The following is a 21,011-nucleotide window of genomic DNA, read 5'->3' as shown; positions in this document are numbered from 1 at the left end:
GAGATGGACGAGGCCAGCGCTCACCGGTACTGCGAGAGCGTTGTGCGGACGCAGGCGCGCAATTTCTCCTACGGGATCCGGCTGCTGCCCGCGCCGAAGCGGCGGGCGCTCAGCGCCGTCTACGCCTTCGCCCGGCGGATCGACGACATCGGCGACGACCACGACGCGCCTCCCGATACGAGGCTCGCGCGGCTGGCGGACGAACGCGCGCGGCTCACCCGCATCGCGGACCATCCGGACGACCCGGTGCTCGTGGCGCTGGCGGACGCGGCCCGCGACCACCCGATCCCGCTGGACGCCTTCGGCGAGCTGATCGACGGCTGCGAGGCCGACGTCCGCGGCGCAACCTACGACACCTTCGACGACCTGCTCTGGTACTGCCGCTGCGTAGCGGGCGCAGTCGGCCGGCTCTCCCTCGGCGTCTTCGGCACATCCGATCCGGACACGGCGATTCCGCGAGCGGACGCGCTCGGGGTCGCGCTCCAGCTCACCAACATCCTGCGCGACATCCGCGAGGACGGGACGAACGGCCGCGTCTACCTCCCCGCCAAGGACCTCGCGAGGTTCGGCTGCTCGCTGCACCTGGACGAGTCCGGCCGGTTCACCGACCCGCCGGAGCACCTCGTCTCGCTGATCCGGTTCGAGGCGGCCCGCGCGGACGAGTGGTACGCGACCGGGCTGAAGCTGCTCCCCCTGCTCGATCGGCGCAGCGCCGCGTGCGCGGGCGCGATGGCGGGTATCTACCGGCAGGTGCTGAAGCGCATCACGGCCGACCCGCTGGCCGCACTGGAGACGCGGACGTCGCTGCCGACCTGGCAGAAGGCGACCGTCTCCGCGATGGCGATGTCCGGGATCCGGCGATGACCGGCCCCGTGCGAGACGTGGCGATCGTCGGTGGCGGGCTCGCCGGCATCACCGCCGCGCTGGCCCTCCAGGGGGCCGGGCTGCGGGCGACGGTCTACGAGGCGCGTCCCCGGCTCGGCGGCGCGACGCACTCCTTCCAGCGCGACGGCCTCACCGTCGACAACGGGCAGCACATCTTCCTGAAGTGCTGCACCGCCTACCAAGGGCTGCTCGGACGGCTGGGCGCGCACGACCTGGTCCGGGTGCAGGACCGGTTCGACGTCCGCGTCCGCACCCCGGACGGCGGCGGCGGGCGGCTCCGCCGCGCGAAGGCGCCGGGCCCGCTGCATCTGCTCCCGGCCCTCGCCGGGTACTCGCTGCTGCCGCCGTCCGACCGGCTGCGGGCGGTGCGCGCGTCGCTGGCGCTCGACCGGCTCGACACCGCCGACCCCGAACTCGACAAGACGAGCATGGGCGGCTGGCTCGCCGGGCACGGCCAGCGCGAACGGGCCCGGCTCGCGCTGTGGGAGCTGTTCGTCACGGCCGCCCTCAACATCAGGCTGGACGAGGCGGCGCTCGGCCCGGCCGCGTTCGTCTGCAAGACCGCGCTGCTCGGCCGCTCGGACGCCGCCGACATCGGCGTCCCGGCCGTCCCGCTCGGGGAGTTGCACGGCACGATCGCGGCGAAGGAGATCCAGGAGGGCGGCGGGAGCGTCCGGCTCGGGGCGAAGGTGACGGCCATCGAGGACGGCCCGAAACTGCTGGTCGACGGCTCGCCGGTGAGCGCGGACGCGGTGGTCGTCGCGGTGCCGCACCGGGTCGCCTCGGGGCTCGTCCCCGAGGAGGCGTCCCCCGACCGCGCGAAATGGGCGGGGCTCGGCTCCAGCCCGATCGTCAACGTCCACGTCGTCTACGACCGTCCCGTCCTGGACGAGCCGTTCGTCGCGGCGATCGACTCGCCCGCGCAGTGGATCTTCGACCGGACGCGGATCGGCGGCCCGGCGTCGGGCCAGTACCTGGCCGTGTCGGTGTCGGCGGCGGACCGCTGGATCGACACGCCCACCGCCGAGATCCGCGACGTGTTCCTCGCCGAGCTGGCGCGGCTGCTCCCGGCCGCCCGAAAGGCCCGCGTCACCGACTTCTTCGTGACCCGGGAGCGGCACGCCACATTCCGCCAGGGCCCCGGCAGCGGCGCGCTGCGCCCCGCGTCCGCGACGCGGCTGCCGTGGCTGTTCCTCGCCGGCGCGTGGACCGACACGGGCTGGCCCGACACGATGGAGGGAGCCGTGCGCAGTGGCCTGAGCGCCGCCCGGCTGGCCCGGCGGCACCTGTCCGGCGCGGGCGGGGCGAAAGGCGCGAGCACCGCGAACGGGGTGACCGGACGATGACCGCCGTCCCCGCCTCGATCACCGACGGGCGCGCGCTGGTCGACCAGGCGATGCGCGCCGCCGCCGAACGCCTCGACCCGTCGATCCGGAAGGTCGTCGCCTACCACCTCGGCTGGACCGACGAGCACGGGCGTCCGGCCGCGGCGGGCGGGAAGGCGCTGCGTCCCGCGCTGGCGCTGCTGTCCGGCCGCGCGGCCGGGACGTCCTACGAGACGGCGCTGCCCGGCGCGGTCGCCGTCGAGTTCGTGCACGCGTTCTCGCTGCTGCACGACGACATCATGGACGGCGACCGGACGCGCCGGCACCGTCCCGCCGCGTGGACGGTCTTCGGCCCGTCCGCCGCGATCCTCGGCGGCGACGCCCTGCTCGCGCTGTCCGAGGAACTCCTGCTGGACGAGAACACGCGCGGCTCGCACTGGGCGGCCCGCGCGCTGACCGCCGCGACGCAGCGGCTGATCTCCGGCCAGTCGTTCGACCTCGGGTTCGAGCAGCGCGACGACGTGACGCTCGACGAGTGCCTCACCATGGCCGCGGACAAGACGGGCGCCCTGCTCGCCTGCTCCTGCTCGATCGGCGCGATGCTCGGCGAGGGCCCGGCGGACCTCGTCACCGAGCTGACCGGGTTCGGCTCCGAGATGGGCCTCGCGTTCCAGCTCGTGGACGACCTGCTCGGCATCTGGGGCAGCCCGGACACGACCGGCAAGCCGGTGCTGTCCGACCTGCGGGCGCGCAAGAAGTCGCTCCCGGTCGTGTTCGCGCTGAACGCGGGGACGCCCGAGTCGGCGCGGCTCGCCGAGCTGTACGCGCGTCCCGGCACGGCGTCCGAGGACGACCTGCGCGAGACGGCCCGGCTGGTCGAGGCGGCGGGCGGGCGCGACTGGGCCGCCGCGGAGGCGGACCGGCGCATCGCGTCCGCCGAGAAGCACCTCGGCGACGCGGGCATCGACGAGCACGTCCGCGCCGAGTTCCGCGACATCGCCCTCTTCGTCACCGAAAGGGACCACTGAGGCCCCGGCCCAACGCACGCGGACAGTAAGGAGCGCTGAATGACCACGACCGACGTGTCCGGACTCACCGGTGCCGCCGCTGCCGCCGCCGAGGCGGCCCGCGACCACCTCCTCCGCCTCCAGTCGCCGGAGGGCTGGTGGAAGGGCGAGCTGGAGACGAACGTGACCATGGACGCCGAGGACCTGCTCCTCCGGCAGTTCCTCGGCATCAGGTCCGACGCGGAGACGGCGGAGGCGGCGCGCTGGATCCGCTCCCAGCAGCGGCCGGACGGGACGTGGGCGAACTTCCACGGCGGCCCGCCGGACCTGTCGACCACCATCGAGGCGTACGTCGCGCTGCGCCTCGCCCGCGACCCGGTCGACGCCGACCACATGCGCCGGGCCGCGGGGTACGTCCGGGAGTCGGGCGGGATCGAGGCCGGCCGGGTCTTCACCAGGATCTGGCTGGCCCTGTTCGGGCTGTGGTCCTGGGACGACCTGCCCGTCATGCCGCCCGAGCTGATGTTCCTGCCGAACCGGTTCCCGCTGAACGTGTACGACTGGGGGTGCTGGGCGCGGCAGACGATCGTCCCGCTGACGGTGCTCGGGTCGCTGCGTCCGGTGCGGGCGCTGCCGTTCGACCTGCCGGAGCTGCGGAGCGGCGTCCGTCCGGCGAAGGACGAGCGGGGCTGGGGACGGTTCTTCACCGGCCTCGACCGCGTCCTGCACGTGTACCAGCGGCGTCCGGTCGGCCCGCTGCGCCGGGCCGCGGTCCGCCGCGCCGCCGACTGGATCATCGCGCGGCAGGAGGCGGACGGCTGCTGGGGCGGCATCCAGCCGCCCTGGGTGTACTCGCTGATGGCGCTGTACGAACTCGGCTACGGCCTCGACCACCCGGTGATCAAGCGGGGCCTGGACGGCCTCGACCGGTTCACGATCCGGGACGAGAGGGGCCGCCGCCTGGAGGCGTGCCAGTCCCCGGTGTGGGACACGGTCCTCGCGATCAACGCGCTCGGCGACGCGGGCGTCCCGCCCGCCGACCCGGCGCTGCGCCGCGCCGCCGCCTGGGTCGTGGACGAGGAGGTCCGCGGCCTCGGGGACTGGGCGGTGCGCCGCCCGGACGTCCCGCCGGGCGGCTGGGCCTTCGAGTTCGACAACGACGTCTACCCCGACACCGACGACACCGCCGAGGCGATTCTCGCGCTCCGCAAGGTCGATCTCCCCGAGGCGGAGCAGCCGATCCAGCGCGCGATCCGGTGGCTGGAAGGTATGGCGTCCCGGGACGGCGGGTACGGCGCGTTCGATGCCGACAACACCCGGGAGCTGTGCACGAAACTGCCGTTCTGCGACTTCGGCGCGGTCATCGACCCGCCGTCCGCGGACGTGACCGCCCATGTCGTCGAGGCCCTCGCGGGGGAGGGCCGCGCCGAGTCGCGCACGGTCAAGCGGGCCGTGGTGTGGCTGCTCAAAGCGCAGGAGGCGGACGGCTCGTGGTTCGGACGCTGGGGCGCCAACCACGTCTACGGGACGGGGAGCGTCGTCCCCGCCCTGGTCGCGGCGGGCGTCCCGGCGCACAAGCCGCCGATCCGCCGCGCGGTCGAATGGCTGGAGGCGCACCAGAACCCGGACGGCGGCTGGGGCGAGGACCTGCGCTCCTACGAGGACCCCGCCTGGATCGGACGGGGCGAGTCGACCGCGTCGCAGACGGCGTGGGCGCTGCTCGCGCTGCTCGCGGCGGGGGAACGGTCCCATGCCGTGGACGCGGGCGTCCGCTGGCTCGTCGACCACCAGCGCCCGGACGGCACCTGGGACGAGGACCAGTTCACCGGCACCGGATTCCCCGGCGACTTCTACATCAACTACCACCTCTACCGGCTGGTCTTCCCGATCAGCGCCCTCGGGCGCTACCTCGGAGGCTCCAGATGACGCGCCCGGCGGAGACCACCGAGTTCACCCCGCCAAAGGAGGTTCGACCATGAGCATGCCCATTCGCCAAAGCGTTCGCATCGGGACCTATATCCTCCGCAACAAACTCCAGGGCCGGGAGAAGTTTCCGCTCATCGTCGAACTCGAACCGCTCTTCGCGTGCAATCTCGCGTGCGCCGGGTGCGGCAAGATCCAGCATCCGCACGACGTCCTCAAGAAACGCATGCCGGTCGAGCAGGCGGTCGCCGCCATCAAGGAGTGCGGCGCGCCGATGGTGTCGATCGCGGGCGGCGAGCCGCTCATGCACCCGCAGATCGACGTGCTGGTGGCCGAGCTCATCAAGATGAAGAAGTTCGTGTTCCTGTGCACGAACGCGCTGCTCATCCCCAAGAAGCTCGACAAGTTCAAGCCGTCGCCGTACTTCGCGTGGGCGGTGCACATCGACGGGCTCAAAGAGCGGCACGACGAGTCGGTGTGCAAGGAGGGCGTGTTCGACGACGCGGTCGCCGCCATCCGCGAATGCCAGCGGCGCGGGTTCCGCGTCACTACGAACACGACGTTCTTCAACACCGACACGCCGCAGACCGTCATCGACGTCCTGAACTACCTCAACGACGACCTCAAGGTCGACGAGATGATGATCTCGCCCGCGTACGCCTACGAGAAGGCGCCCGACCAGGAGCACTTCCTCGGCGTCCAGGAGACGCGGGAGCTGTTCCGCAAGTCGTTCGCCGACGGCCGCCGCAAGAAGTGGCGGTTCAACCATTCGCCGCTCTTCCTCGACTTCCTGGAGGGCAAGGCCGACTTCCCGTGCACGGCCTGGGCGATCCCGTCCTACTCCCTTTTCGGGTGGCAGCGCCCCTGCTACCTGATGTCGGACGGCTACGCCCAGTCCTACAAGGAACTCCTGGACGAGACCGACTGGGATTCCTACGGTCGCGGCCGCGACCCGCGCTGCGCAAACTGCATGGCGCACTGCGGCTATGAGCCGACCGCCGTGTTCTCCACGGTCGGCTCTCTGAAGGAATCCCTGCGGGCGATCCGCGAGAAGTGATGGCGGGCCGCCCGTGGCGATGTCACGGGCGGCCGACGCCGGGGACGTCCACCTCCACGGCCTGCACCTGGCCGCTGCCCGGCGTCACCGGTTCCGGCTCCGTCATGCCGCGCCATTCGGCGGCGACGACGAAGAGCGTCCGGCCGTCCGGGCCGCCCAGCGCGCAGGCGAAGCCGCCCCGGTCGAGCTCGACCGTGTCCAGGACGGTCCCGCCCTCGGCGACCCGGACGCACCGCCGGTTCGGGACGTCCGCGTACCAGACGGCGCCCTCCGCGTCGAGGCAGATGCCGTCCGGCGCCGCGGCCTCGCCGAGGTCGGCCCAGACACGCCGGTTGGACAATCCGCCGTCGCCGTCGATATCGAAGGCCAGCAGGTTATGTCCATAGGAATCCGCGACGACCAAGGTCGAGTCGTCCGGGGTGACGGCCATTCCGTTGGGAAAGGCGATGTCACCCGCGACCTCTCGCACTGAGCCGTCGGAGGCGGCCAGGAAGACGCTTCCCGGTTCCGCTATCTCGCCGCTCATCGGGTCGAATCCGACCCTGTTGACGTAAGCGTTGCCCTTTCCGTCAAGGGCGATGTCGTTCCAGCCCGGCCTGCCGAGTTCCGCGTGGACCGTGAGGGAGCCGTCCGCTTCGCGGCGCAGCAGCCGCCCGTCCGCCGACGAGACGATGAGCAGGCGTCCGTCCGGGTGCCAGGCGGTGCAGAGCGGCAGCGACGCCACCCGCGCGACCACCTCGCTCTCCCCTTCGAGCCCGATCGCGACGACCTCGCCCGCCGTCCAGTCGGAGAAATACAGCCGGTCGCCGTGCCAGCGCGGCGACTCCACCAGCCCGTGCCCGGTGAGCAGCGTCCTGACCTCGCGCATCGTCGTTCCACCTCCGTCTCGCGCGCGGGCCCGGCGGCCCGCGTCCCACCCTCTACACGAACGGGGACCGCCCGGATCGACAGCCGCGGCCGAACGGGTTTCACTTCGCACTGGTATACCCGCTGACTTCCCCATTTCCGTAAAATCCGCGCCGCCGCGAGGGCTTTCTATTTCCTACGGTTGGACAAAATGTGAAAGGTGAAAAAGTAGAACTTCACAGCGCCTAGTGGGGCGGGTAAGTTGTCTCCGGAATGCTCCCGAGGTCGTGTGATCAACGTGACCTGCCCGCCGGTAGAAAAGGCGTGCCTCCCATGAAGCTCCCCGCCGCGTTTTCCCGTTCGCTGCGTACGCCCGCCGTGGTCACCGCCATGGCGGTCGCGGCCGCGCTGCCCGTCCCCGCCGCCGCGGCGGCGCCCGTCCCGGCCGGTCCGGCCGCGGCGCGCGCCGCCGACCCCGCGTTCGACTTCAACGCCCCCAAGGTGCTCGCCACCAACCTGACCGTGCCCTGGGGCCTCGCGTTCCTGCCCGACGGCAGCGCGCTCATCTCGGAACGGCCGTCCGGCCGCGTCCTCAAGCTGGCCCCGGGCTCGACCACCCCGACCGAGGTGGCCAAGCTCACCGGTCCCGTGTCCACGGGCGAGGGCGGGCTGCTCGGCCTCGCCGTCTCCCCGACCTACGAGCAGGACGGGTACGTCTACGCGTACTACACGTCCTCGTCCGACAACCGGATCGTCCGGTTCAAGCTCGCGTCGCCCGCGCAGCAGGAGGTGCTCTACTCGGGCATCCCGAAGAACACCTTCCATGACGGCGGCCGCATCGCCTTCGGCCCCGACGGGAAGCTCTACGCCACCGTCGGCGACGCCGGGACGCGGACCAACGCCCAGGACAAGAACTCCCCGTCCGGGAAGATCCTGCGGATGAACCCGGACGGCACCCCGCCCGCCGACAACCCGTTCCCGAACTCCCGGGTCTACTCCCTCGGCCACCGCAACGTGCAGGGCGTCGCCTGGGGCAACGGCCAGATGTACGCCACCGAGTTCGGCGAGAACTCCTGGGACGAGATCAACCACATCGTCCCCGGCGGCAACTACGGCTGGCCGAACGTCGAGGGCAAGGGCGGCGAGCCCACCTACATCGACCCCCTCGTCGTCTGGCAGACGCGGGAGGCGTCGCCCAGCGGCGCCGCCGTGGTGGGCGACACCCTGTACGCCGGGGCCGTCGGCGGACGGCGGCTCTGGACGGTCCCGCTGGACGGCAAGGGCGGCACGTCCGGCGCCCCGACCGCCGTCCTCTCGGGCACCTACGGGCGGATCCGCACCGTCTCCCTCGCCCCGGACGGCAGCCTCTGGATCATGACGAGCAACCGGGACGGCCGCGGCTCGCCCGCCGCGACCGACGACCGCGTGATCAGCTTCCCGAAGAAGAGCCGCTAGCCGGGTCGCTTCCGGCGCTCCCGCGGCTGGACCGCCTGCGCCGGCCGGACGAGCTCGGGTCGTCCGGCCGGCCGCGGGTTTCGCCGCGTCCGGCGCCCGTCCGGCCGCCGCCCTTCGCCGGAGCCGACCGCCGTGCTCTGCTGTAGGGAGCGCCGCTCCCGGCGCCCGCGACCGAAAGGCAGGACGGACATGCCGGACGCCCCGCAGGGCCGCCTCGAACCGCACGGCCGCCTCGAACCCCAGAGCCGCCTCGACCCGAGCGAACTGCAGACCGACCGGCCGCACTCGGCGCGCGTGTACAACTACATCATCGGCGGCGAGGACAACTTCGCCCCCGACCGCGAGACCGCCGCCGAGGTGCTCGCGGGCTGGCCGGGGCTGCGCACGTCGATGCTCGCCAACCGGGCGTGCATGCGGCGGATGGCCCGCTACCTCACCGGGCTCGGCCTCCGGCAGTTCGTCGACGTCGGCAGCGGCATCCCGACCTCGCCGAACCTGCACGAGGTCGTCCAGACGATCGCGCCGGACGCCAAGATCGTGTACGTCGACAACGACCCCGTCGTCCTCGCGCACGCGCGCGAGCTGCTGACCAGCACCGCCGAGGGCCGCACCGCCTACATCCAGGCCGACATGCGCGACCCGGAGGCGCTGCTCGGCGACCGCGTCCTGCACGGGCTCGTCGACCTCGGCCGGCCGGTCGCGCTCACCGTGATCGCGATGCTCCAGTTCGTCGCGGACGCGCAGGGCCTGGTCGAGGCGCTGGTCGGTCCGCTCGCGTCCGGCAGCCACGTCGCTGTCACCGTCCCGACCGGGGACCTCGCGCCCGAGTCGCGGCGGCTCGCCGAGCAGTACACGCGCAGCGGGATCCCGATGCACCTGCGCGACCGCGCCGAGGTGGAGCGGCTGTTCACCGGCCTGGAGATCCTCGCGCCCGGGGTCGTCCCGATGCCGCGCTGGCGTCCCGAGCCCGGCGTCGCCCCGCTTCCCGACACGGCCACCAACATGTACGCGGCCGTGGCCCGCAAGCCCTGACCGCCCGCCTCACGGGACGCACCGCCTCACGGGACGCACCGCCTCACGGGACGCACCGCCTCACGGGACGTACAGCGACAGCGTGTCCGCGACGCACGCCGGACGCTTCTCGCCCTCGACCTCCACCGTGACCCGCACCGTCGCCAGCTTCCCCGCCGGGGAGTTCTTCACGTCGACCAGCTCGGCGCCGCCCCGCACGCGCGCGCCCGTCCTGACCGGCGAGGGGAAGCGGACGCGGTTGAGCCCGACGTTGACGCCCATCGCCACCCCGTCCACGTGGAAGATCTCCGGCATGAACGCGCTGACCAGCGACAGCGTGAGGTATCCGTGCGCGATGGTGCCGCCGAACGGGCCGTCCGCCGCGCGCTCCGGGTCCACGTGGATCCACTGGTGGTCGCCGGTCGCCTCGGCGAACAGGTCGATCCGGTGCTGGGTCACCTTGCGCCAGGGGCTGTGGCCGAGGTGCTCGCCCTTCGCGGCGGCGAACTCGGCGAGGTCCGCGAAACGTCTCATGCCGCCGATCCTCACGATTCGGCCCGGCGGCGGGCAATGCCGCGGCGGCACAAGACGCCGCCTCCCGGTTTGTCCATGGGCGGACGTACGGACGGTCATGTCCCCTGCTAGTGAGGGTAGGGGCAGGGGAAGGCGCAACCGGCAACCGAGGGGACGGCATGGACGACGCCTGGAAGGAGGAGTACCACGGCAAGGCGCCGGAGCTGTTCGATCCCGCCCCGGTCGGCGTCGCCATCACCACCGGCCCGGACCACACCCTCACCTACACCAACGAGGCGTTCCGCAGGAGTTTCGGGGACCGGGCCCCCGGACGGCCGATGCGCGAGACGTTCCGCGACCTCCTCCAGGAGGACTACCTCGACCTGTTCGACCGCGTCCTGTCCACCGGCCTCCCGGTCAGCCTCGCCGAGGCCCCGATCAGCCTCTACTACCCCGACAGCGGGTACGAGGAGCGGTTCTTCTCGTTCAGCCTGTCCAGGATCTCCACCGACAGGCCGGGCATCCTCATCCTGGTCGTGGACGTCACCAGGCACGTGATGGCCGCCCAGCAGGCCGACCACACGGTCGAGCGGCACCGCCGCGCCCTGCACAGGTTCCAGAGCCTCCTGCGGGTCAGCGCGGACATCGTCTGGGTGACGAACCCGGAGGGCGAGCCCATCGAGCCGAGCCCCGGCTGGGAGCGGGTCACCGGGCAGACGTGGGAGGAGTTCCGGGGCCGGGGGTGGCTGCGGGCGCTGCATCCGGACGATCGCGAACCCGCCTACCGGTCGTGGCGCGCGGCCATCCAGGACGCCCGCCCGTGGGAGTACGTCTACCGGCTGCGCACCGTCGACGGCGACCACCGGCACTTCGAGATCCACTCCGCGCCCGTCTTCGAGGACGGCGCCATCGTCGAATGGGTCGGGACGTGCGTCGACATCGAGCAGCGCTGGCGGCAGGAGCGCCGCAGGGAACTGCTGGAGCGCGCCGCCGTCGCGACCGCCGAGCACGCCGGGGTGCGGGAGATGCTCGGCGCGCTCGCGGACGTCCTCGTCCCGGCGATCGCCGACGGGTGCGGCGTCCACCTGCTGCCCGACTTCACCGACCGGCGGGGCGGCGCGCCGGTCGTCGCCGAGCGCGTCGCGACCGCCGCGCGGGCCGGGCTGCCGCGCCAGCCGCCGTCCGGCGAGGAGTGGTTCGCCGCCGACAGCGAGTTCACCCGGACGGTCCGGCGCCGCCGCCCGCTGCACCGGACCTTCCCGCCCGGCGAGCCGCCGCGCGGCCTGCTGCCCGAGGCCACCCGCGACTGGCTCGTCAAGGCGAGCGCGAACAGCGTCGTCATGCTCCCGGTGACCGTGGACGGGACGGTCGCCGCCGTCGTGACCGCCGCCGCCACCGCCGACCGCGAGCCGATCAGCGGGGACGACGTCGCCCTGCTCGGCCAGCTCTTCGACCACGCCCACGACGCGCTGAGCAGCGCCATCCAGTACCAGCGCACCCACCAGGTCGCGCTGGCCCTCCAGCACAGCCTGCTCGCGGAGCCGCCCGCCGTGCCCGACCGCGAGATCGTCGCCCGCTACCGGCCGAGCCCCGCGACCGCCGAGGTGGGCGGCGACTGGTACGACTCGTTCGTCCTGCCGGACGGCGCGCTCGTCCTCGCGATCGGCGACGTGGCGGGGCACGACCTCGCCGCCGCGGTCGCGATGAGCCAGCTCAGGAACATCCTGCGGGGGCTGATCGTTGACCGCGAGGGCCCGCCCGGGGAGATCCTGCGGCGGCTGAACATCGCCATGGCCACGCTGACCCCGGACGGCACGGCCACCTGCGCCCTCGCCAAGATCGAGGAACCCGAGCCGGGCGAGCCGCGCCTCAGCTACGCCACGGCGGGCCACCCGCCGCCGCTCCTCGTCGGCCCGGACGGCGACTCCCGCCTCCTGGAGGACGGCACCAACCCCCTGCTCGGCCTCGGCGACCTCTTCGACCCGCCCTTTCGCAGCGCGACGCTGGGCCTGCCGCCCCGCCACACCCTGCTGCTCTACACCGACGGCCTGGTCGAACGGCCGGGCGAGAACCTGAACATCGGCCTCGGACGGCTCCGCGAGCGGGCGGGCGAACTCGCCGGGCTACCGCTCGCCGCCTTCTGCGACGGCCTGATCGGCCACCTCCCGACCGCGGGCATCGACGACATGGCCATGATCGCCCTCCGCCGTCCGGGCTGACGGGACCTCAGCGGTGGTCTATCTTGAGCCGGACGCAGGCCGGACGCAGGCCGTCAAAGGGAGGTGGGCCGGTGCCGCGCAGACCGCTCGGGCAGTTGGAGGCGGAGGTCCTCGCCGCGCTGGCCGGGCTCGGCGGGCACGCGAGCACGGCCGAGATCGTGGCGCGGCTCGACGGCGACCCCGCCTACACGACGGTGAACACGATCCTGCACCGGCTGCACGAGAAGAGGCTCGTGTCGCGCACCCGGTCCGGGCGGTCCTACCGCTACCGGCTCGCCGTGGACGAGTCGGCCCTCGTCGCGGGACGCATGCACGACCAGCTCCGCCACGCCAGCGACCCGGGCGGCGTGCTGAGCCGGTTCGCGCGGTCGCTCAGCGCGGACGAGGCGCGCGCGCTGCGCGAGTTCCTCGACGTCGCCGACCGGCCGGAGGACGCCGGGTGACCTGGTTCACCTTCCTGCCCCTGACGATCATGCTGACGCTGGGAACGGCGCTCGGCCGGGCGCCGCTGCCGCTGCACCCGGCCTGGTCGGCGCGGCTGCTCGCGACGACGGCGGCGATGGCGGCGACGGCCGCGCTCGGCACCGGGATCTTCGTCGGGATCAACTACGCGGCGTCGCTGGCGCCGTCCGCCGCCGCGCACGTCCCCGAATGGGCGCTGTTCGGGGACGACCGGCCGGTGCCCGACCTGGTCGGCGTCCCGGCGTTCGTCCTGACGCTCGCCGGGCTGGGCGCGGCGGCCTGGACGGCGGTCCGCTGGACGCGCGAGCTGCGCGCCGCGCGGACGGCGGCGGCCGGGGAGCCGCTGGAGACCGACGTCCCGATCGCCGTCGCGGTGCCGGGACGGGACGGCGGGGTGCTCCTCTCCCGCGGGCTGCTGAGCAGGCTGACGACCCGGGAGCTGCACGTCGTGTTCCAGCACGAGACGTCGCACCTGCGGCACCGGCACCACCGCTACCTCGCGGCCGGGCTGCTCGCGGCGGCCGTCCTGCCGCCGCTCGGGGCGCTGCGCGCGCGGCTGCGCCTCGCGGTGGAGCGCTGGGCGGACGAGGACGCCGCCGAGGCCGTCGGCGACCGGACCCTGGTCGCCCGCACGATCGCGAAGGTGGCCCTGGCCCAGCCCCTGGCCGCCGGGCCGGGCGCCGCGTTCGCCGACTCGGGGGTCGTCCAGCGCGTGGAGGCGCTGCGCGGCACGGCCCCGGCGAAGAACGCGGTCACCGGCCCGCTGCTGTTCATGGGCAACGGCGTCGTCACCGGCACGCTGACCGCGACGACGCTGCAACTCGACCACGTCCTCGTGTCGTGCCTGGTGTCGCTGCTCGCCTTCGGGTGACCCGGCCCGGCCGGGTCAGAGCTCGAATTCGGCGGGGTCGAGGCCGACGGCGAAGCACGCCTCGCGGACGATGGCCTTCTCCTGGTCGTCGAAGTGGCCGTCCGCGCCGCCGATCACGATGCCGATCTGGATGACGGCGCGTGCCTCGGCGGGCTTCTTCTTGGTCTTGCCGATGTCCTGGAGCACCGACACCTTGCCGAAGTCGAAGTCGGCGGTCAGCTTGGAGACGTAGTCGTTGAAGCGGCGCTGCAGGTCGTCGGCCGGGAAGTTCTGCAGCACCTCGTTGGAGGCGATCAGCGACGCGGTGCGCTGCCGCTCGGCCGGGTCGACGCTGCCGTCGGCGGCGGCGACCAGCGCGCACATCGCCATGCTCGCGTCGCGGAACGCACCGCTCTTGAGCTCGTTCTTCTTGCTGAGGAGCTGAGTCTGCATGGTCTGGGTGGACTCACGCAGCTTGTCCCAGAAAGGCATGTGTCATCCTTCGCTCGTCGGCTTTCTGCCACAAATGTAGTAGCAGATCCGGGCGGACGGGCGGCGCCGCTCGCCTTACGACATCCCTAACGACAGGGTGTCGGGAAATGAGTCGAACCCCGCGCGCCCGCGGAGCATCCTTGAGACAGAGGCGCAGACGAAGGAGATACGCCACGACGCACGGGGGCGAGACGACGATGAGCGACCAGGGGCTGCTGCGGTTGGGCGCGCGGATGGCCGAGGTCGAAGGGGCCTGCGTCCGGGTGCTGCGGGCGTCCGGGCCCCGCGAGGAGGAGCGCGAACTGGCCGAGCTGGCCGAGGCGGCGTCCCTGCTCGCCGCGGCGGCGCGGAGCATGATGCCGAGCACCGGGACGAGCACTGGAGCGAGCGCTGGGACGAGCACCGGGCCGGGCACGGCGGCCGGACGGCCGCGAGGCGGGGACCGGCGGCCTCGGGCGGGCGCGCCCGAACGGACGCGGTTGCGGCGCCGGATCGTCCGCGTCCGCCGCACCACCGAGTGGATCATCTCGCGGTCCGGCGGCGGCCCGCGCGGCTGAGCCCGGCGCGGCCCAGCCAGCGCGGCCTAGCCGACGTGGTTCAGCCGACGTGGACGACCGGGCGCCGTTCGACGTCCGGCTCGGCCTGGCGGAGGATCTCGCGGGTGAGGGGCGGGATGTCGCCGCCGCCGAAGACGAGGTAGCGCAGCAGCGCCCCCACCGGGTTGCCCTCCACCCAGTGGAAGTAGACGTGCGCCGGCTTGCCGGTCTCGTCCTGGACGTGCAGCAGGATCGCGGCGATGGCGTTGGCGATGCTCGGGCTCTCGGCGCGCAGGATCCGGTAGCCGTGCCGCTCCTCGCCGACGACGCGGACGGTCGACTCGAACTCGGAGGCGTCCGAGACGGTCATCTCCAGGAACAGCAGGCCCTCGTCGGCGCGGAGCCGGTGCAGCGCCCACGCCTCGTCCGCCTTGTCGCGGTACTCGCGCTCGTCGCGCTCGTCCGGCTCGTTGGCGATGACGTGCAGGTCGCGGGTCTCGTCCAGGAACCGGCGGGCGGTCTCGTCGAGCTCGACGCCGGTGATGCGCAGCTCGGTGGAGCGGGTCGCGCGGGAGATCAGCGACGTCACGACGATGGCGACGCAGAACAGGACGGCGATCACCACGCCGTCCGGCCGCTCGATGACGTTCGCGACGGTCGCGTACACGAGGATCGCCGTCACCACGCCGAACCCGACGCCGACACGGCGCCGTCCGCGCCGCCAGGCCGCGAGCGTCGCGGCGACCGCGGCGGACAGGATCAGCGCCAGCACCCCGGTCGCGTACGCGCCGCCCTGCGCCTCGACCTCCGCGCGGAACAGCAGCGTGATCGCGAAGGAGACGCCGGTGAAGATGAGGACGAGCGGCCGCGTCGCGCGCGCCCAGTCCGGCGCCATCCCGTAGCGGGGCAGGTAGCGCGGCACGATGTTGATCAGCCCGGCCATGGCGGACGCCCCGGCGAACCACAGGATCGCGATCGTGCTGATGTCGTAGACGGTGCCGAACCAGTCGCCGAGGTTCTCGTGCGCGAGGTAGGCGAGCGCCCGGCCGTTGGCCTTGCCGCCGTCCTCGAACTCCTTCTTCGGGATCAGCACGGTCGTCGCGAAGCTGGACGTGATCAGGAACACGCTCATCAGGGCCGCCGCCGTGGTCAGCAGCTTGCGCGCGCCCCGGATGCGCTGTTCGAGACCGCCCTTGACCAGCGGCATCACGGCCACTCCGGTCTCGAACCCGGAGAGGCCGAGGGCGAGTTTCGGCATCACGAACAGCGAGACGGCGATCATCGCGATGGGGCTGGAGTGCTCGGTGGTGAGGACGTCCGTCCAGTCGCCGACGAGCGAGGTGTCCCCGGCGACCTTGGCGAGGGCCGTCCCGACCACGACGATGTTCAGCGCGAGGTAGACCGCGACCAGCACCACGGCGATGGAGATCGCCTCGCTGAAGCCCACCAGGAAGACGCCGCCGAGCGCGGCGATCAGGACCAGCGTGACGGGGATCTGCCAGCCCGCCATCGCGTCCGGGACGAACGGGTTGTGCAGCAGGTGCGCCGTCGCGTCCGCCGCCGACAGGGTGATGGTGACGATGAACGCGGTGGCGACGAACCCGAGCAGGAACAGCACGAGCAGCTTCCCGCGCCAGCCGGGCAGCAGCCGTTCCAGCATCGACAGCGAGCCGAGCCCGTACGGGCTCTGCCCCGCGACCGACCGGTACACCGGCAGCGCGCCGAACAGCGTCAGCGCGACGAGCAGCAGCGTCGCGATCGGGCTGAGCGCCCCGGCCGCGAGCGCCGCGATCCCCGGCTGGTAGCCGAGGGTGGAGAAGTAGTCGACGCCGGTCAGGCACATGACCTGCCACCAGGCGTGCTGCTTGTGCGGCGCATCCTCGTGGCTCGGCCGGCGGTGCGGGCCCGCCTTCCGGCCGGGACGGTGCAGCCCCTGCAGCAGCCATCGCCGCATACCTGAGCCCGTGTCCCGCTGGATCGACGCGCTCATCCGCATTCACCTCGGTCCCACCCCGACTGACAAAAACAGGACACTTTACTGGCGTCAGGGCGGGTCGTGCGTCACCTCGGGAAGAAAGATCGGCGAACACGCGCCGGACGGGCTATCGGCGGGCCTGCTCCAGCACTCTGCCGAGGACGGCGCGGACGCGGTCCGGGTCGGCGTCCTCCTCGTTGAGGAGGATGGCCGTGCACAGGCCGTCGGACAGGGCGACGAAGGCTTCGACGGCGCCGGGGTCGTCCGTCTGCGTGCGGGCGAGTTCCGCGACGTTGTCGCGCCAGCGCCGGGCGACCGGTCGCAGGGCGGGACGGCGGGCGGCCAGGGTGGACAGCTCCCGTTCGGCGAGTGCGCGCTCCCGCCCCGGCCCGGCGGATTCGGCGATGAGCCGGGCGAGGCCGTCGAGCGGGTCGTCGCCGGACTCGATGAGCCGACGAATGCGGGTGGTGTACTCGTCCGTGACGCTGGTCAGGGCGGCGACCAGCAGGTCGTCCAGGGTCGCGAAGTAGTAGAGGGTCAGGCTGGTGGTGATCCCCGCCTCCTTGGCGACGGCGCGGTGGGTGACACCGGTGGCGCCGTCGCGGCGGACGATCGCGAGCGTCGCCTCGATGATCTGCGCCCGGCGGCGCTCGCCGCGCAGCCTGCGCCTATCGACGGTGCCCTGCCCGGCAGTGCCCTGTTCAGCCGTCATCCCCGCTCACCAGTCGTCTCCGCCCCCGACCGTCGAGGCTACCGGCTCCGCCTCGGGGTCGGCCTCGCCGAGCGGCCGGAGGTGGCGCAGCGTCGCGAAGCAGGCCACCGAAGCGGCCGCCATGGCGACGCCCGCCACCGCGGCGGCGGTGTTGAGCCCGCTGGTGAACGCGGCTCGCGCCTGGTCGAGAGCCTCCTCCGGCAACCGGGCGTCGAGGGACGAGGCCCCGGAGAGGCTGTCGCCATAGGCGTCGGCCTCGGACGCGGACAGCCCGGACGGCGCCTCGACCCCCCTCCGGTAGATCACGGTGGTGAGGCTTCCCAGGAGCGCGACGCCTGCCGCGACGCCGAGTTCCTGCACGGCCTCGGAGAGCGCCGCCGCCGCTCCCGACTTCTCCGCCGGTGCCGCGCCCACCACGATGTCGGTACCGAGCGCGGCGATGACCCCGAGCCCGAGGTAGATGAACGCGAACCCGGCGACCACGCTCGTCCTGTCGTCCGTCCCCGCGAGGGTGAGCAGGACGTATCCGGTCAGCGACACCGCCAAGGTGCCCGACATGACGACGCCGGGCGACACGCGTCCGGCCACGAGCGGGGCGCCGATCGCGCCGACGAGCATGGCCAGCGCGGGCGGCCCCATCCACAGCCCGGCCGCCGTCGGCGAGAGGCCGTCGACGAGCTGCAGGTACTGGGTGACCAGGAACATCACCCCGCCGAAACCGACCAGGCCGACCAGCAGGACGGACAGTGCCGCGGAGAAGGCCCGGCCGGTGAAGAGCTTCATGTCCAGCAGCGGTTCGCGCAGCCGCAGTTGGCGACGGACGAACACGACCCCCGCCCCACCGCCGACGAGGATCGCCGCCAGAGCCCGGACGTCGACGCCCTCGGCGGCAGCGTGCTTGATCGCGTAGACGATCGGCAGCATCGCCGCGAGGGAGAGCCCGACGCTCAGCGGGTCAAGACGTCCGGTGGCCGACCGGTACTCCGGCAGCAGCACCGGCGCACCGGCCAGGACCAGCGCGGCCACCGGCACGGCGACGAGGAAGACCGCGCCCCACCAGAAACCGGCGACCATCGCGCCGCCCGCGACCGGGCCCGCCGCCATCCCGAGGGCGAACATCGTCGCCCACACGCCGATCGCCAGCGCCCGCTGCCGGACGTCCCCGAACATGTTGCTGATCAGCGACAGCGTCGACGGCATGAGCGTCGCGCCCGCCACACCCAGCAGGGCCCGCGCGACGATCAGCCAACCGGCGCTCGGGGCGAAGGCCGCGAAGACCGAGGCCGCGCCGAACGCCGCCACCCCGATCATCAGCAGCCGGCGCCGCCCGACGCGGTCGCCCAGCGTCCCCATCGTGATCAGGAAGCCCGCGATGAGGAAGCCGTAGGCGTCCATGATCCACAGCGTCTCCGTCGCGGACGGGCGCAGGTCCGCCGCCAGGTTCGGGACGACGAGGTAGAGCGCCGTCACGTCGAGTCCCAGCAGCATGGTCGGCAGCGCCAGCAGCGCGAGCCCGGTCCACTCGCGCCACCCGGCGCGCCCTCGCTGTGCCATGCCCGTCCCGCCCCCGTCGAATAGATAGTTGAACCAACGTACTACTTGTACGTTAGTTCAACTAAATCCGGCGGCTAGCCGCGGGTGGTGGTGCGGGCGTAGTGGGCCCTGGCCTTGGCGCGGTTGCCGCAGGCGGTCATCGAGCACCAGCGGCGGCGGCCGTTGCGGGACGTGTCGAGGAACCACAGGATGCAGCCGTCCCCGGCGCAGCGGCGCAGCCGGTCCGGGGGAGCGGCGGCGATCAGGTCGAGGTGGGCGCGGGCCGCGAGCCAGGCCGGACGCCACGCCTCGTCGTCCAGGACGGGGTGCTCGGCCGGCGCGCCGTCCTCCAGGGAGAGGCGCAGCGTGCCGTGGGCCAGGACGGCGTTGACCCCGTCGTCGACGCCGTCGTCCAGGGAGCGGCGGATCGCCGTCCGTGCCGCCCGGAGGGGCGCGAGGTAGCGCTCCGGATCGCCGTCGGCGCCGCCCGGCGGCAGGTCGTGTTCGCGCAGCCAGGCGGCGAGCGCGCCGGGCTCGTCGAACTCGTCCAGCATCGCGTCGCCGCTGGGCCATCGCGTGTTGACGAGGTCCAGCGGGAGGGGTTCGCCGGTCAGTGGTCGATGCGCCATGGCTCCATGCTAACCGGCAAGACGAGCTTGACAAGTTAGGCGCGAACCTGGCTAACTCTGACTGTCGTTATTCGTTTCAACGGTTAGGGGCAATGATGGTCGTCCGTCATCACACGGTGCGGGTCAACGGGCTCGACGTCTTCTACCGGGAGGCCGGAGACCCGGCCAAGCCCGTCCTGGTGCTGTTGCACGGGTTTCCCACCAGCTCGGCGATGTTCCGCGACCTGCTGCGCGACCTGGCCGACGACTTCTACCTCGTCGCGCCCGACTACATCGGCTTCGGCCAGTCGGCGATGCCCTCCCTGGACGAGTTCGACTACAGCTTCGACAGCCTCGCCGAGGTCACCCTCGGGCTGCTCGACGCGCTGAGGCTCGACCGCTTCGCCATCTACATCCAGGACTACGGCGCGCCGATCGGGCTGCGCATCGCCAGCCGCAACCCGGAGCGGATCACCGCGATCGTCACGCAGAACGGGAACGCCTACGAGGACGGGTTCACGCCCTTCTGGGACGGCCTCTTCGAGTACTACAAGGACCGCGAGACCCACGAGCCGACCGTCGCCTCGTCGCTGGGCCTGGAGGCGATCCACTGGCAGTACACGCACGGCGTCCCCGCCGACCGCCTGGACCGCGTGTCGCCCGACTCCTGGACGCTCGACATGAGCTACCTGAACCGTCCGGGCAACAAGGAGATCCAGGTCCAGCTGTTCTGGCTGTACCAGACCAACATCGCCTCCTACCCGGCCTTCCAGGAGTACTTCCGGACGCACCGTCCGCCCACGCTGATCGCCTGGGGACGCAACGACGAGATCTTCGGCGTCGAGGGCGCCCGCGCCTACACCCGCGACCTTCCGGACGCCGAGCTCCACCTCCTCGACGCCGGGCACTTCGCCCTCGAGACCCACGGCCCCGAGATCGCCGCCCTCATCCGCGGCTTCCTTCCCCGCGCCGTGGCCTGACCCGCACGGGTCCCACCGCCACCGGCCGCGACCGGCCCGGTCGCCGCCGGTGGCGCCGTCGGATCCGCGCGCCGTCAGGCCCGGACGGGGAGGGCGGCGCGGGCGACGGCGTCGCGTTCGGCCGCCTCGCGCTCGGCGGCCTCCCGTTCGGCGGCGGCGCGCAGGTCGTAGGCGGTGCGGGCGGCGGCGATGGCGCTCTGGTGCTCCTCCGTCCACCCGACCAGGGCGCGGATGGTGCTGTGCAGGGTCGCGCCCATCGGCGTGAGCGCGTAGTCGACGCGGGGCGGGACGGTCGGGTGCACCGTCCGGCTCACCAGCCCGTCGCGTTCGAGATGGCGCAGCGTGCGGGTCAGCATCCGCTGGCTGACGCCGTCGATCGCGCGGCGCAGCTCGGTGAAGCGCAGGCTCCGCTTGTCGAGCAGCGCGATCACGAGAAGCGACCACTTGTCGGCGACGCGGTCGAGGATCTGCCGGACCTCGCAGTCGGCCCGCTGGTCCCACTGGACGACGTCGTCGTCAAGGCCGGTATCACAGGGGTTACCGAGGGACTCCGAAGTTCCGTCTTCCATGCTCACCAATGGTGTCCGACGATGCTGTCGGTTACAAGAGGGAACCGACCGAC

The 21,011-nt window shown here is 72.7% G+C and carries 20 protein-coding genes; 12 read left to right on the top strand and 8 right to left on the bottom strand.

What is annotated here, in order from left to right; translation table 11 throughout:
• The first annotated feature begins 3 nt into the window (after nucleotides 1–3).
• Genes hpnD through hpnH form a run of 5 tightly spaced genes read left to right on the top strand, consistent with a single transcriptional unit; the run spans nucleotide 4 to nucleotide 6,197 of the window.
• Entirely contained in the window at nucleotides 4–864 is an 861-nt protein-coding gene (gene hpnD / locus FXF65_RS32615; RefSeq protein ID WP_148353915.1) for a presqualene diphosphate synthase HpnD, read from the top strand.
• Nucleotides 861–2,231, top strand: coding sequence for a hydroxysqualene dehydroxylase HpnE (hpnE, locus tag FXF65_RS32610; protein WP_148353914.1), 1,371 nt, complete (start codon nucleotides 861–863; stop codon nucleotides 2,229–2,231). The genes hpnD and hpnE overlap by 4 nt, the downstream gene beginning before the upstream one ends.
• Nucleotides 2,228–3,238, top strand: coding sequence for a polyprenyl synthetase family protein (locus FXF65_RS32605; RefSeq protein ID WP_148353913.1), 1,011 nt, complete (start codon nucleotides 2,228–2,230; stop codon nucleotides 3,236–3,238). Before hpnE ends, FXF65_RS32605 begins: the two co-directional genes overlap by 4 nt.
• A 39-nt stretch (nucleotides 3,239–3,277) precedes the next feature.
• Nucleotides 3,278–5,143 carry a squalene--hopene cyclase gene (gene shc, locus FXF65_RS32600; RefSeq protein WP_148353912.1) on the top strand — a complete coding sequence of 622 codons (1,866 nt, stop codon included), beginning with the start codon at nucleotides 3,278–3,280 and terminating at the stop codon, nucleotides 5,141–5,143.
• A gap of 49 nt (nucleotides 5,144–5,192) precedes the next feature.
• Nucleotides 5,193–6,197: an adenosyl-hopene transferase HpnH gene (hpnH, locus tag FXF65_RS32595; protein WP_148353911.1), complete on the top strand. Its 1,005-nt coding sequence runs from the start codon at nucleotides 5,193–5,195 to the stop codon at nucleotides 6,195–6,197.
• 22 nt (nucleotides 6,198–6,219) lie between these two features.
• Here the strand turns inward: hpnH and FXF65_RS32590 are convergent, their stop codons facing one another.
• Entirely contained in the window at nucleotides 6,220–7,065 is an 846-nt protein-coding gene (locus FXF65_RS32590) for an SMP-30/gluconolactonase/LRE family protein (protein WP_148353910.1), read from the bottom strand.
• 311 nt (nucleotides 7,066–7,376) lie between these two features.
• Between FXF65_RS32590 and FXF65_RS32585 the strand changes: the two genes are divergently transcribed.
• Complete coding sequence (locus FXF65_RS32585) at nucleotides 7,377–8,498, top strand: PQQ-dependent sugar dehydrogenase (RefSeq protein WP_222868851.1); 1,122 nt, start codon at nucleotides 7,377–7,379, stop codon at nucleotides 8,496–8,498.
• Between the two features lie 189 nt (nucleotides 8,499–8,687).
• Entirely contained in the window at nucleotides 8,688–9,530 is an 843-nt protein-coding gene (locus FXF65_RS32580; RefSeq protein WP_148353909.1) for an SAM-dependent methyltransferase, read from the top strand.
• 60 nt (nucleotides 9,531–9,590) lie between these two features.
• On the opposite strand, the gene FXF65_RS32575 is transcribed toward FXF65_RS32580, so the two are convergent.
• Entirely contained in the window at nucleotides 9,591–10,043 is a 453-nt protein-coding gene (locus tag FXF65_RS32575; protein ID WP_148353908.1) for a MaoC family dehydratase, read from the bottom strand.
• A 158-nt stretch (nucleotides 10,044–10,201) separates the two neighbouring features.
• Here FXF65_RS32575 and FXF65_RS32570 point away from each other — a divergent pair, with 158 nt between their 5' ends.
• The 3 genes from FXF65_RS32570 (at nucleotide 10,202) to FXF65_RS32560 (ending at nucleotide 13,574) form a co-directional block, all read left to right on the top strand.
• Nucleotides 10,202–12,241, top strand: coding sequence for a SpoIIE family protein phosphatase (locus tag FXF65_RS32570; protein ID WP_148353907.1), 2,040 nt, complete (start codon nucleotides 10,202–10,204; stop codon nucleotides 12,239–12,241).
• A gap of 71 nt (nucleotides 12,242–12,312) precedes the next feature.
• Entirely contained in the window at nucleotides 12,313–12,684 is a 372-nt protein-coding gene (locus FXF65_RS32565; RefSeq protein WP_148353906.1) for a BlaI/MecI/CopY family transcriptional regulator, read from the top strand.
• On the top strand, nucleotides 12,681–13,574 hold the full coding sequence (locus FXF65_RS32560) for a M48 family metalloprotease (protein ID WP_148353905.1): 894 nt from the start codon (nucleotides 12,681–12,683) through the stop codon (nucleotides 13,572–13,574). The genes FXF65_RS32565 and FXF65_RS32560 overlap by 4 nt, the downstream gene beginning before the upstream one ends.
• A gap of 15 nt (nucleotides 13,575–13,589) precedes the next feature.
• Here FXF65_RS32560 and FXF65_RS32555 read toward each other — a convergent pair whose 3' ends face one another.
• The gene (locus FXF65_RS32555) at nucleotides 13,590–14,045 is read right to left on the bottom strand and encodes a tellurite resistance TerB family protein (protein ID WP_148353904.1); all 456 of its coding nucleotides are present in this window, start codon (nucleotides 14,043–14,045) and stop codon (nucleotides 13,590–13,592) included.
• Between the two features lie 197 nt (nucleotides 14,046–14,242).
• Between FXF65_RS32555 and FXF65_RS32550 the strand changes: the two genes are divergently transcribed.
• Nucleotides 14,243–14,602, top strand: a complete 360-nt coding sequence (locus tag FXF65_RS32550; RefSeq protein ID WP_148353903.1) for a hypothetical protein — start codon at nucleotides 14,243–14,245, stop codon at nucleotides 14,600–14,602.
• A gap of 40 nt (nucleotides 14,603–14,642) precedes the next feature.
• Here the strand turns inward: FXF65_RS32550 and FXF65_RS32545 are convergent, their stop codons facing one another.
• From FXF65_RS32545 to FXF65_RS32530, 4 genes are all read right to left on the bottom strand, one after another.
• Nucleotides 14,643–16,571: an amino acid transporter gene (locus tag FXF65_RS32545; protein ID WP_148353902.1), complete on the bottom strand. Its 1,929-nt coding sequence runs from the start codon at nucleotides 16,569–16,571 to the stop codon at nucleotides 14,643–14,645.
• A 112-nt stretch (nucleotides 16,572–16,683) separates the two neighbouring features.
• Nucleotides 16,684–17,268, bottom strand: coding sequence for a TetR/AcrR family transcriptional regulator (locus FXF65_RS32540; protein WP_148353901.1), 585 nt, complete (start codon nucleotides 17,266–17,268; stop codon nucleotides 16,684–16,686).
• Nucleotides 17,269–17,274: 6 nt separating this feature from the next.
• A complete protein-coding gene (locus FXF65_RS32535) occupies nucleotides 17,275–18,822 on the bottom strand; it encodes an MFS transporter (protein ID WP_148353900.1) in 1,548 nt (515 codons plus the stop codon).
• Nucleotides 18,823–18,896: 74 nt separating this feature from the next.
• Nucleotides 18,897–19,430: a CGNR zinc finger domain-containing protein gene (locus FXF65_RS32530; RefSeq protein WP_148353899.1), complete on the bottom strand. Its 534-nt coding sequence runs from the start codon at nucleotides 19,428–19,430 to the stop codon at nucleotides 18,897–18,899.
• Nucleotides 19,431–19,525: 95 nt separating this feature from the next.
• On the opposite strand from FXF65_RS32530, the gene FXF65_RS32525 reads away from it, so the two are divergent.
• Complete coding sequence (locus FXF65_RS32525; RefSeq protein WP_246199275.1) at nucleotides 19,526–20,389, top strand: alpha/beta fold hydrolase; 864 nt, start codon at nucleotides 19,526–19,528, stop codon at nucleotides 20,387–20,389.
• Nucleotides 20,390–20,463: 74 nt separating this feature from the next.
• Here the strand turns inward: FXF65_RS32525 and FXF65_RS32520 are convergent, their stop codons facing one another.
• The gene (locus tag FXF65_RS32520) at nucleotides 20,464–20,958 is read right to left on the bottom strand and encodes a winged helix-turn-helix transcriptional regulator (protein ID WP_148353897.1); all 495 of its coding nucleotides are present in this window, start codon (nucleotides 20,956–20,958) and stop codon (nucleotides 20,464–20,466) included.
• Between the last annotated feature and the right edge of the window lie 53 nt (nucleotides 20,959–21,011).

Origin of the sequence: Actinomadura syzygii (assembly GCF_008085905.1) — a bacterium.
In the GTDB taxonomy this organism is placed as follows: domain Bacteria; phylum Actinomycetota; class Actinomycetes; order Streptosporangiales; family Streptosporangiaceae; genus Spirillospora; species Spirillospora syzygii.
This window is presented reverse-complemented; position numbering and strand designations above follow the sequence as displayed.